Genomic DNA, 12,969 nt, shown 5'->3' with positions numbered 1-12,969 from the left:
GACCGCCGCTCAGTTGCGACTCGGGTAGACGCCCTGGGTGCAGATGCACTGGGTCAGCGCCAGGAACGGCTGCACCACGCCGGTGGGCAGGTTCTGGCCGCTGATGCCCAGTTCCACCTGGAGGCCCGCCTGCGCTGGCAGCTCGATGCTGCCGGGCGCCGGGGCGTAGATCTGCACGGTCAATGGAGTCCTTCCTTCGAAGCCTTGTGACTGTGCCAGGGTGCTGTCGGCGGCGGGCTGGCCGGCCGCCGCTGCCGTGCTCGAGGCCTGCAGCACCACCGTCGCCTCGGCGGTTGCGCCGTGGGTGTGAGTGGGCAGGTTGGCCAGGGTCAGGGTGACGTTCTCCGTGCCGCCCGACTGCCCCAGGAGGTGCTGGCTGCTTTGTCCGACCGCCGCCCGCCCGTTGAGATTGGGCAGGCCGAAGGTCTGGACGCCATTGCCGCCGTAGGTGACCCCCAGCAGCGAGAAGAGCGCCTGGTTCTGCTGGATGGGCAGCAGTTGGCCGCCGCAGGTCATCCAGTTGCGTGGGGCGAAATTACCGGCGAAGGGCGCGATCACGCCGAGGTAGCTTTCGATATCCATTCGTGTGTCCTCGTGCCGTCAGTTCCGGGAGGGGAAGATCCCTTCCATGCAGATGATGTAATTGATCACGGTGAACGGCTGCAGGATGGAGAAGGGCTGGTTGCCACCGTTGGCCTGGACGTTGACCGTGGCGGCGCTGGTCAGGGGAATGTTCACCGAACCGGGTGCCGGGGCGTAGATCTTCACGTCCACGGGCGTGCGGCCCGATGCGCCGTTGGCGGCGGCCAGCACGCTGTCGGCGGCCGGGGTCGCCAGCGTGGCGGCGGCGGTGCTGGCCGGCAGGGATGCGGTGGCCGTGGCGGTGGCCGCGTGGGTGTGGGCCGGCATCTGCGCGCTGGTCAGGGTGACGGTTTCGGTTCCGGCCATCTCGCCTAGGGTGTAGGAGGAGGTTCCGGGGGACTGTCCTGCGCCGACGGGGACGCGACCCTGCAGGTTCGGAAGGTTGAAGGTGGTCTGGCCGTTGCCGCCGTAGACGGTGCCGAGCAGAGAGAACAGTGCGCTGTACTGCGAGATGGAGAGGGTCTGTCCCTGACAGAACGCCCAGCCGCGGGGAGCGAAGTTGGGAGCCCAACCGCTGATGGAGCCGAGATAGGACTGGTCACTCATGATGATTTCCCTTTGTGTTGTTATCGCGTGATCACGGATGGCTCGACCCGCTGACACTTTCCTTGCAGTTCGGGCCGCCAAGAACCTTAGCTGATATCCGAAGGCGCGCCTGATTACTTTCGGGCGTATTGATACCCATTGGTCGTGCTTGAGACCCGTTGCGTCACGATAGTCATTGACGGTTGATGGCCATCAGGCATTATTGCGCGATCACGCCAACAACAATCGCCAACGTACGTCGTCGTATCGTTCGCCCGTCGGAGGGTGCTCGCCAGGCGTCGCTCAGGGAGGAGGTCATCATGTTCCGGCATCTGCTGAAGCACTCTGTCGCTCGCAAGATCAATCAGCCCGGTGCTGTGCGGTCCCCCCTCGCAGTCAGCCTCGAACCCCGCATGATGTTCGATGGCGCGGTGGCCGCCACCGTCGCCGATACCGCGGCCAGCCAGCCCACGGATGCCCCCGCCGCCCAGGACGGTCCCGCCGCCGACAGCGGGTCCCAGGAGGGCCTCGCCGCCGCCCCCACCAGTGGCACCCTCGACCAGCGCCAGGAACTGGTGTTCGTCGACGGCAGCGTGAAGGATTACCAGCAACTGGTCGCCGCCCTGAAACCCGGAACCGAGGTGGTGGTGCTGGACGGGAGCAAGGATGGCCTGCAGCAGATCGCCGACTACCTCGATGGCCGCAGCGGCATCGATGCCATCCACGTCATCAGCCACGGTTCGGAAGGCCAGGTGCTGCTGGGCACCGGGGTGCTGGACATGGGCAGCCTCCAGGAACATGCGGACGCCCTGTCGTCCATCGGTGAAGCGCTTTCCGCCGAGGGCGACATCCTGCTCTATGGCTGCGACGTGGCCAAAGGCTCGGGCCAGGCGCTGATCCAGCAGATCGCCAGCCTGACCGCCGCCGATGTGGCGGCCTCCAGCGACGCCACCGGAAGCCTGGACAAGGGCGGGGACTGGTCCCTCGAAGCGCAGGTCGGAAGCCTCGAAACCACAGCGCTCTGGCGGGATGCCGCGCCGGACTACGACGCCCTGCTGGCCACGGTTTCCCTGAACCAGAGCTGGTTGAACAACGGCACGGACGACTGGAGCTTTTCGGATAACCAGGCGGCGGGTGATCTGGAGGCCACGGCGGACTCGATCTTCCTGAATGTGAACTCGTCCGCCTTCAGTTCACCTTCTGTCGAGTTCACCATCAGCAGCATCTCCGGTACCGCCTTCAATCTCGACAGCATCAGCGTCCGGCCCTTCAACGATTTCAACGACTTCCAGTTCGAGATCTACCCCACCAATAACTATGCCGCGAAGGTCACCAGCGTCCTGATCAGCAACCAGCCCAATCAGACCATCGACATCAACACCGGCCTGCTGAACATCACGTCCTTCACGATACGTTTCGTCGACACGGGTACCTTCCAGGGTTCGCCCGCGAACATGGACTTCCTGAGTTTCACCACCTCGCCCGCCAATGTCGCCCCCACCATCGCCAACCTGGGCAGTCAGGTTGCCTGGGCCGGCGTGGGCGGTACCGTCGCCCTGGATGCCGGTGGCGACGCCGACCTGGGCGATGACGAGCTGGAGGCCCTCAATGACTGGACCGGCGCCAGCCTGGTGATCCAGCGCGATAGCGCGGCGGTGGGCAGCGACGTCTTCGGCTTCGACACCTCGGGGGCGCTCTTCACCGTCAGTGGCAACGAACTGAAAACCGGCGCCACCACCTTCGCCACCTTCACCAACACCGGCGGTGTGCTGACCATCAGCTTCACCGGCACCAGCGCGACCACCACCCTGGTGAACGATGTCGCCCAGCGCATCACCTACCGCAACGACACCCCGGCAGGCGATGCCAACATCCGCTACACGCTGAACGACGGCGATGGCGGCAGCGCCACCGCCAACGTCACGGTGGCCAGCGACACCATCTACGTCACCAACACCACCGACACGGCCACCATCGATGCCAGCAACGGCGTCAGCTTCAGCGAGGCCATCGCCATCGCCCAGGCCGACGGCACCGGCAGCCAGACCCTCATCATCGATGGCAGCCTTGCCAATCAGACCGTCTCGGCCTCCTCGGCCACCAGCCTGGGCGAAAGCCTGACCCTGAACCTGGACTCCGCCAGCGGCGTCACCCTGTCGGGCGGCACCCTGACCCTCGGCGGCGGCGTGACCCTCAGCGTGACCAACGGCTCGGGGGACAGCGCGACCCTCGCCACCACCCTGGCGGGCACCGGCGCCCTGACCAAGGCCGGTGCCGGCAACCTGACCCTGTCCGGCAGCGGCAACAGCTATTCCGGTGCCACCAGCATTTCGGCCGGCACCCTGACGGTCAGCGGTGGTGACGCCATCTCCGGCAGCAGCAGCGTGAGCGTCTCCGCCGGAGCCACCCTGGCGCTGTCCGGCAACGAGTCCATCGGCAACCTTTCCGGTGCCGGTTCGATCAACCTCGGCAGCAGCACCCTGACCACCACCCAGACCGCCGACACCACCTTCTCCGGCGGTATCAGCGGTACGGGCGGCCTGACCGTCAACCAGACCGGCGCGTCCACCTTCGCCCTGACCCTGTCGGGTACCAACACCTACAGCGGCCCCACCATCACCAGCAACTTCGGTTGGCTCAAGCTGGATGGCGACGCCTCGCTGTCCGGCAGCGGCGCGCTGCGGGTCAACGGCAACAGTGTGGTGACCCTGCTGTCCGACCAGACGGTCGGCAGCCTGGCCAGCAACAGCACCACGGCCCGCATCCAGCTGGGCGCCTTCACCCTGAGCGCGGGAGGCGACAACACCTCCACCACCGCCTCCGGCGTGATCTCCGGCACCGGCTCGCTGGTCAAGCAGGGCAGCGGCACCCTGACCCTTGGCGGCACCAACACCTATACGGGCACCACCACGGTATCGGGCGGCACCCTGTCGATTGCCGGCGATGGCAACCTGGGCAGCGGCACCCTGAGCCTGGGCACCGGCTCCACGCTGGATATCAGCGGCGCCGGCACGATCGACAACGCCATCGCGCTCAATGGCGATGCCAGCATCACCAACGCCAACGCAGTCACCCTTTCCGGACTGGTCAGCGGCTCCGCCGAACTGCTGAAGGGCGGCGCGGGCAACCTGACCCTGAGCAATACCGGCAACAGCGCCCAGGGCTGGGGCCTGAACCTCACCAGCGGGTCCGTGACCATCGGCGCGGCGACTCACCTGGGCGCGGGCACCCTGACCCTCGCTGGCGGGAGCTTCAACGTTGACACCGCCAGCACCGTCACCCTCAACCAGCAGGTCGTTGTAAGCGGGCCTGTATCGGTCAATTACCTGACAGGCTCCAGCATCCTGACGTTCGCTGGCGCAATGAGCGGCAGCGGCGCGCTGGCCCTCAATGCGGGCGGCAACTCCATCTACCTGAACAATGCCAGCGGGTTGTCCGGCGATCTCGCCATCGCCACCGCGTCCGGTGGGATAGTCGCGGCCATGACCAACGGCACCTTCGGTAGCGGGCAGATCACCCTCGCCAACAACTCGCGGCTCGGTGTCGCGGGCGAAGGGCGCACCTTCGCCAACGATATCGTGCTCCTGGGCAACGCCACCCTGATCGCGGGAGCCTCGACCGGCAGCGGCATCCAGACGCTCAGCGGCACGATCAGCGAGAGCGGCGCTACCGGCAACCTGACGCTGAGCGCAATCTCGACCGCCTCACTGGCGCTGTCGGGAAGCAATAGCTACAGCGGCACCACCACCTTCTCCAGCGGCCGGGTCCAGGTGTCCAGCGACGCCAACCTCGGCAGCGGTAACCTGATCCTGGGCGGCGGCACCCTGGTGGCGACCTCCGCTACCACCCTCGACAACAACCTCACGGTGTCCAGCGGCTCCACGGTCGAGACCGCCGCTGCGCTGACCCTGTCCGGCGTGATCAGCGGTTCCGGCGCCCTGACCAAGACCGGCACCAGCAGCCTGACCCTGACCGGCACCGAGACCCACACCGGCACCACCACGGTCTCCGCCGGTACCCTGGTGGTGAACGGCAGCACCGCCGGCGCGACCCTGGTATCCAGCGGCGGCACCCTTGCGGGCACCGGCACCCTGGGCGGCAACGTCAGCGTCCAGAGTGGCGGCACCCTGGCGCCCGGCATCGCCGGTGTGAACAACGGCGTCGGCACCCTGACCATCAATGGCGGCCTGACCCTGGCCGCCGGCAGCACCCTGGCGGTAGAGATCAATGGCACCACGGCCGGCACCGGCCATGACCAGGTCGTGGTCAATGGCGCCGTGAGCCTTGGCAGCGCAACCCTGGACGCGAGCCATGGCTATGCGCCGGGGCAGGGGGACAGCTACCGCATCATCGACAACGACGTCGCCGATGCGGTAACCGGCAGCTTCAGCGGCCTGGCCGAGGGCGGCACCGTCGCGGCCAGCGGCAATGGCACCGTCCTCACGGCCAGTTATCTGGGCGGCACGGGCAACGACGTCACCCTGACCGCGCCGATCAATGCCGCGCCGGTGGTGAGCAATCTCGATGGCGACAGCGTCACCTTCACCCAGGGCAGCGGCGCGATCCTGCTGGACTTCGGCACCAACGCCACGGTCACCGATGGCGACTCGGCCGATTTCGCCGGTGGCAACGTCACGGTCTCCATCCTGGCCAACGGCGTGTCCGGGGAGGATGTGCTGGGGATAGCCAACCAGGGAACGGGAGCGGGGCAGATCGGCCTTTCCGGCAGCGATGTCACCTACCAGGGCACCGTCATCGGCACCTGGACGGGCGGCAGCGCGGGCGCCGACCTGGTGATCAGCCTCAACGCGAACGCCACGGCGGCCGCGGTACAGGCTCTGGTTCGCAACCTGAACTACAGCAACAGCAATGCCACCAACGGGATCGACCAGGCGGATCGCACCCTGCGTGTCACCCTGAACGACGGCGATGGCGGCACCTCGAGCAGCGCCGATATCACGGTCTCCGTGGTCGAAACCGTTGCACCCACCACGGTCAGCATCCAGGTGGACGACACCGCCCTGGCGGCGGGTGAAACCACGACGGTCACCATCACCTTCAGCGAGGCGGTGACCGGCCTCGCCATCGGTGACTTCACCCTGGCCAACGGCACCCTGAGCAACCTGGCCACCGGCGACGGCGGCATCACCTGGACCGCCACCCTGACCCCGGCGGCCGGCGTCGAGGCTGCGGGCAACCTGATCACGCTGGACAACAGCGGCTACACCGACCTGGCCGGCAATGCCGGTTCCGGCACCACCGATTCCAACAGCTACGCCGTCGACACGCTGCGGCCCACGGCCAGCATAGTGGTGGCGGACTCCGCCCTCGCCGCCGGCGAGACCAGCACGGTGACCATCACCTTCAGCGAGGCCGTGACCGGCCTGGGCCTGGGCGACTTCACCGTGGCCAATGGCACCCTGAGCAACCTGGCCACCCAGGACAACATCGTCTGGACGGCCACCTTCACCCCCAGCGCCGGTGTCGAGAGCACGACCAACCTCATCAGCCTCGACAACACCGGTGTCACCGACGTCGCCGGCAACGCGGGCTCCGGCAGCACCAGTTCCGGCAACTACCAGATCGATACCCTGCGCCCGACCCTGGTCAGTATCGATGTGGACGACACGGTGCTGAGCGTCGGCGAAACCGCCACCGTCACCCTCGTCTTCAGCGAGGCGGTGACCGGGCTGGATGCGGGTGATTTCACCGTGCAGAACGGCGCGCTGAGCAACTTCAGCTCCAGCGATGGCGGCGTCACCTGGACCGCGACCCTCACCCCGAGCGCGGGTGTGGCCGATCCCAACAACGTCCTTACCCTCGACAACACCGGCTACCTCGACGCCGCCGGCAATACCGGCAGCGGCACCAGCGACTCCGCCAACTTCCAGGTGGATACCGAAGCGCCGGTCAACGCCGTGCCGGGCGCGCAAACCACCACCACCGTCACGCCGCTGGTGTTCAGCAGCGGCAATGGCAACGCCATCACGGTGAGTGACGGCGGCAGCCTGACCGTGGTGGTCTCGGCCGCCAGTGGCACCCTTACGGCGGCCACCGGCGGTACCGCCGGCATCAGCAACAACGGCAGCGGCAGCGTCACCATCACAGGCAGCGCCGCCGAGGTGAATGCCGCCCTGGAAGGGCTGGTCTTCACGCCGTCGAGCGCGGGGGCCGTTTCCATCACGGTGCAGACCACCGATGGGGCGGGCAACAGCGACAGCGACAGCGTCGTCGTGACCGTGGATAACGCGACCCTGGTGGTGACCTCCAGCCTCGACACCGGTGCCGACGAGTCCACTGGCGCCAGCTTCGCCGCCGACCAGGCGGATGGTGGCGGCTTGAGCATCCGCGAGGCACTGCACTGGGCCCGTGCTGGCGACAGCATCACTTTCGACCTGGATGCCGGTGCCCTCGGCAACCAGGGCGGCGCCATCACCCTCAACGGCAACCAGCTGTTGATCAATTACAGCAACCTGACGATCGACGGCGACCTCAATGACGACGGCGTCGCCGACGTGACCCTGTCGGCCAACAACGCCAGCCGTGTCCTCCAGGTCAACGCCAGTCTCTCCGGCGTCGAGCTGTCGGGCCTGAACCTGACCCAGGGCTCGACATCGGGGGGCGGCGCCGGTCTGTCCATCGGCTTCGGCTCCAGCCTCACCCTGCGTGATTCCAGCGTCACCGACAGCACCGAGAGCGGCCTCGGCGGCGGCGGCATCTACGGTAGCGGTGTCGCCCTGACGCTGATCAACACCACGGTCAGCGGCAACACCAGCACCAGCTTCGGTGGCGGCCTGCGCATCGTGGGCAACGGTACCCTGAACCTGCTCAACAGCACCGTCAGCGGCAACAGCACCAACGGCGCCGGCGCCCATGGTGGCGGTATCCAGTACGCGGGAACGGGCCTGACCATAGTCAACAGCACCATCAGCGGCAACGCGGCGCTGGGGGCGGGCTCCGAGGGGGGCGGGCTGCGGATCACCACGGGCCCCGCCCAGATCTACAACACCACCATCGTCGGCAACGCGGCCTCGGGTACCGGTGGTGGCGTTTCCGCCAACGGCACCGACACCCTGGTCAACACCCTGGTGGCGGGCAATACCGCCGGTGCGGGCGCGACGGCCGGCGCCGCCGGCTCACCCCTGGCAACGGGGGGCAGCGCCAACGATGTGAGCGGAACCGTGGAGACAGCCACCCACAGCTACTTCGGTTCCAGCGTCACCCTCACCACGAACAACGGCAGCCTGAACAACCAGGGCACCGGCAGCCTGCTGCTGGGCAATCTCGCCTTCAACAACGGCGGCACCGTCCAGACCCACAAGCCTCAGGTCGGTAGCGCCCTGCTGGAGGCCGGCAGCAATGCCGACCTGCCGCTGGACAGCTTCGACCTGGACGGCGACGGCAACACCAGCGAAGCGCTGCCCATCGATTCCAATGGCGCCAGCCGGGTCGCGGGTACCGTGGATATCGGCGCGGTGGAGGCCAACGCCGCACCGGTGCTGGGCAACCTCGACGGCGGCGGCAGCTTCACCGAGGGTGGTCCGGCCGTCGTGATCGATGGCGATGCCAGCGTGTCGGATGCCGACCTGGACGCCCTCGACGGTGGTAACGGCGATTACCACGGGGCATCGGTGGTGCTGGTGCGCAATGGAGGCGCCGACGCCGACGACCTGTTCGGCTTCCTCGACGGCAACGGCATCAGCCTGGTGGGCGGCAACCTGGTGAAGAATGGCCAGGTGATCGGCAGCTTCGACACTTCCGTTCCCGGCCAGCTGACCCTGACCTTCACCCATGCCAACGGCCAGACGCCGGGCACGGCGGATGTGAACCAGATCCTGCAGCAACTGACCTACGCCAACGGTTCCGAGGATCCGGGGGCCAGCGTCACCCTCGACTGGACCTTCGCCGACGGGCAGGGCGCCACGTCCGGCGGCAGTACCCTGGTCTCCCTGGTCGCGGTGAACGATGCCCCCACCGCCAGCGCCAGTGGCGGCAATGCCACCTACACCGAGAATGGCAGCGCCGTCGACCTGTTCAGCGGCGTCAGCCTGGGCACGGTGGAAGCGGGCCAGAGCATCACGGGGCTGACCTTCAGCGTCAGCGGCCTGATCGATGGCGCCAGCGAGATCCTCAGCATCGACGGCACCGAGATCGCCCTGGTGAACGGCGCCAGCGGCACCACTTCGGTCAATGGCATCGGCTACAGCGTGAGCCTGGTGGGCGGCACCGCCACCATCACCCTGACCAGCGCCGGTCTCGCCACCGCCACCGCCCAGGGCGTGGTGGACGGCATGACCTACCGCAACGGTAGCGAGGTCCCCAGCGAGGGCACCCGTACCCTGACCCTGACCAGTGTTCGTGACAGCGGTGGCACCGGCAACGGCGGCGTGGACAGCGCCACGACCGCCATCGCGGCCAGTGTCGCGGTGGTGGCGGTGAACGATGCACCGGTCATCACCGCTCCGGGCAGCATCGCCGTCACCGAGGACCTCTCCCAGGCGCTCACCGGCATCTCCTTCAGCGATGTGGATGCGGGCAGCGGCAGCGTGATCGCGAGCTTCAGCGTCACCGGCGGCACCCTCAGTGCCTTCAGCGGTTCCGGTGTCACCGTGGCCGGCTCGGGCAGCGCCAGCCTGACCCTCACGGGCACCGTCGCCGACATCAACGCCTTCATCGCCGCCAACGGCCTGAGCTTCACCGGTGGCGCCAACGCCAACGGCAACGTCACCCTCGGCGTCGGCATCAACGACGGTGGCAACATCGGCAGCGGCGGGGCGCTGAGCGACAACGCCAGCGTCACCCTGGCGGTGACTGCGGTGAACGATGCGCCGGTGAACAGCCTGCCGGCGGGCCAGCACGTCGCCCAGGACGGCAGCCTGGTGTTCAATGCCGGCAACGGCAACCTCATCAGCATCGCCGATGTGGACGCGGGCGCCGGCAACCTGCAGGTCAGCCTGACCGCCAGCAATGGCCTGATCACCCTGGGCAGCCAGAGCGGCCTCAGCTTCATCACTGGTGACGGTGTCGCCGACGGCGTCCTGGTGTTCACCGGCTCCCTGGCGGACATCAACGCCGCCCTCGACGGCCTGCAGTTCACCCCCACCGCCGGCTTCAATGGTTCGGCCTCCATCCAGCTCAGCACCAGCGACCTGGGCAATGCCGGCAGTGGCGGGGCGCAGCTGGACAGCGACACCCTGGCAATCACCGTCGACCCGATCAACCCGGTGATCACCGGTATCGCCGTGACCAACCCGGATGGCGCCTACAAGGTGGGCGATGTCATCGACATCACCCTCACCTTCGACCAGTCGGTGATCGTCGACACCACGGGCGGTGTACCGGCCTTGCTGCTGGAAACCGGTCTGGTGGATCGCAATGCGGTGTACCTCTCCGGCTCCGGCAGCAATTCCCTGACCTTCCGCTATATCGTGCAGGCCGGCGATGTCAGCGCCGACCTCGACTACCAGTCCTCCGGGGCCCTGTCCCTGAACGGCGGCAGCATCCGCAATGCCTCCAGCAGCGACGCGATCCTGACCCTGCCGGCCACCGCCGGTGCCGACTCCATCGCCGGGCAGCACGACATCGTCATCGACGGCGTCGCACCCGGTGTCACCAGCGTCGGCGTGCCGGTGGGCGTGCCCTACAACGCCGGCGACACCCTGACCTTCGTGGTCAATGCCAGCGAAGTGGTGCTGGTCAACGGCACTCCGCGCCTGGCCCTGGACATCGGCGGCACCACGGTGTTCGCCGACTACGTGGCCGGCTCCGGCACCACGACCCTGGTGTTCCAGTACAGCGTGCAGGCGGGCCTGAACGACGCCGACGGCATCGCCGTCACCGGCCTGGTCGCCAACGGCGGCAGCCTGCAGGATGCCACCGGCAACGCCATGAACCTGGCCTTGAACAACGTCGGCAACACCAGCGGCGTGATCGTCGACACCCAGGCTCCCACCGCCACCATCCTGGTGGCCGATCCGAGCCTGTCCATCGGCGAGACCAGCAGCGTCACCATCACCTTCAGCGAGGCGGTGAGCGGGCTGGACCTGGCGGACTTCAGCGTGGAGAACGGGGTGCTGAGCAACCTGTCGTCCACCGACGGCGGCATGACCTGGACCGCGACCCTGACGCCGACGGCGGGCATCGCCGATACCAGCAATCTCATCACCCTGACCAACGCCGGGGTGCAGGATGCAGCGGGCAACATCGGCATCGGCAGCACGGCGTCCAACCTCTACGCCATCGATGGCGTGCGTCCGACCGCCACCATCCAGGTTGCGGACAACGCCCTGTCCGCTGGTGAAACCAGCAGCGTCACCATCACCTTCAGCGAGGTGGTGAGCGGGCTGGACCTGGCGGACTTCAGCGTGGAGAACGGGGTGCTGAGCAACCTGTCGTCCACCGACGGCGGTATGACCTGGACCGCGACCCTGACGCCGACGGCGGGCATCGCCGATACCAGCAATCTCATCACCCTGAACAACGCCGGGGTGCAGGACGCAGCGGGCAACACCGGCACCGGCAGCACGGCGTCCAACCTCTACGCCATCGACACCCGTGCGCCGACCGTCACCAGCGTCGGCGTGCCGGTGGGCGTGCCCTACAACGCCGGCGACACCCTGACCTTCGTGGTCAACGCCAGCGAGGCGGTGCTGGTCAACGGCACTCCGCGCCTGGCCCTGGACATCGGCGGCACCACGGTGTTCGCCGACTACGTGGCCGGTTCCGGCACCGCTACCCTGGTGTTCCAGTACAGCGTGCAGGCGGGCCTGAACGACGCCGACGGCATCGCCGTCACCGGCCTGGTCGCCAACGGCGGCAGCCTGCGGGACGCCGCCGGCAACGCCATGAACCTGGCCCTGAACAACGTCGGCAGTACCGCAGGCGTGGTGGTGGACACCACGGCGCCAGCCCCGACCGCGATCATCACCCTGGACCCGTCGCCCACCAATGCCGGCAGCGTGCGCTATACCCTGACCTTCAGCGAGGACGTGAGCGGCGTCGACCTCTCCGACTTCAGCCTGGTGACCACCGGCAACGCCACGGGCAGCCTGGGCAGCCTGGTGCAGGTCGATGGCCGCACCTACCAGATCACCATTACCGGCGTGGCCGGCAGCGGCAGGCTGGCCCTGGCGCTCAACGGCAGCGGCACCGGTGTCAGCGATATGGCGGGCAACGGCCTGGTCGCCGGCCTGGTGGGGCAGAGCTACAGCCTGGCCCAGAGCGATGGCGATCCGGAGTTCCGCAGCAACCCGCCGGTGGTGCCGCCGCCGGAACCCAATGTGCCGACGGAGTCCACGCTGCCGTCGCCGCCGCCACCACCTTTCACCTCGCCGCTGCTGCCGCCGCCGCTGTTCGAGGTGCCGACCCTGGGCAGCGGTATCCCGACCCTGGGCAGCATCTTCATCAACAACGGCGCACTGGCGCCCAGCTTCATCGCCCAGGTGTTCGCCAGCGGCGACAGCGGTGGTGGCGATGGCAGTGGTTCGGGCTTCCTCGGTTTCGGTGGCGGCGATGCCGGTGTCTTCGGCACCAGCAGCCTGTCGGGACTGTTCAACAAGGAAATGCCCCAGGAGTCGGGCGAGATCCAGCTGCAATGGCGCAACTCCGGGGGGAGTGGCCAGGGCCTGCAGGGCATCTTCGGTGCGCCGACGCTGGGGCAGCAGCTGCAGGAGATTCGCGAGAGCGAGCAACGCCAGGTGAGGGACCTGGCCTGGGCGCTGGGGCAGATTCCGGACAACGCGCCGCAGGCGTGATCGACGAGTACAAGAATGATCAGAAGTGCCGTACCAGGGGGCGGCCCAA

At 67.7% G+C, this 12,969-nt stretch carries 3 protein-coding genes; 1 reads left to right on the top strand and 2 read right to left on the bottom strand.

Features of this window, described 5'->3' with window-relative positions; all coding sequences use genetic code 11:
- Positions 1–9 precede the first annotated feature (9 nt).
- Both KF707C_RS15810 and KF707C_RS15805 read right to left on the bottom strand, forming a co-directional pair.
- The gene (locus KF707C_RS15810; RefSeq protein WP_004420010.1) at positions 10–582 is read right to left on the bottom strand and encodes a phage tail protein; all 573 of its coding nucleotides are present in this window, start codon (positions 580–582) and stop codon (positions 10–12) included.
- Between the two features lie 18 nt (positions 583–600).
- Positions 601–1,188, bottom strand: a complete 588-nt coding sequence (locus KF707C_RS15805; protein ID WP_004420008.1) for a phage tail protein — start codon at positions 1,186–1,188, stop codon at positions 601–603.
- 299 nt (positions 1,189–1,487) lie between these two features.
- On the opposite strand from KF707C_RS15805, the gene KF707C_RS15800 reads away from it, so the two are divergent.
- Positions 1,488–12,920: an Ig-like domain-containing protein gene (locus tag KF707C_RS15800; protein WP_096368039.1), complete on the top strand. Its 11,433-nt coding sequence runs from the start codon at positions 1,488–1,490 to the stop codon at positions 12,918–12,920.
- Positions 12,921–12,969 lie beyond the last annotated feature (49 nt).

This window comes from Pseudomonas furukawaii (assembly GCF_002355475.1).
GTDB classification, from domain to species: Bacteria; Pseudomonadota; Gammaproteobacteria; order Pseudomonadales; family Pseudomonadaceae; genus Metapseudomonas; species Metapseudomonas furukawaii.
The sequence above is the reverse complement of the archived record's forward strand: the minus strand, read 5'-3'. Positions and strand labels throughout refer to the sequence as shown.

What these genes read in the sequence shown, in the direction of transcription:
- KF707C_RS15810 (WP_004420010.1), bottom strand. Translation starts at nt 582, where the DNA reads ATGGATATCGAAAGCTACCTCGGCGTGATCGCGCCCTTCGCCGGTAAT.
- KF707C_RS15800 (WP_096368039.1), top strand. Translation starts at nt 1,488, where the DNA reads ATGTTCCGGCATCTGCTGAAGCACTCTGTCGCTCGCAAGATCAATCAG.
- KF707C_RS15805 (WP_004420008.1), bottom strand. Translation starts at nt 1,188, where the DNA reads ATGAGTGACCAGTCCTATCTCGGCTCCATCAGCGGTTGGGCTCCCAAC.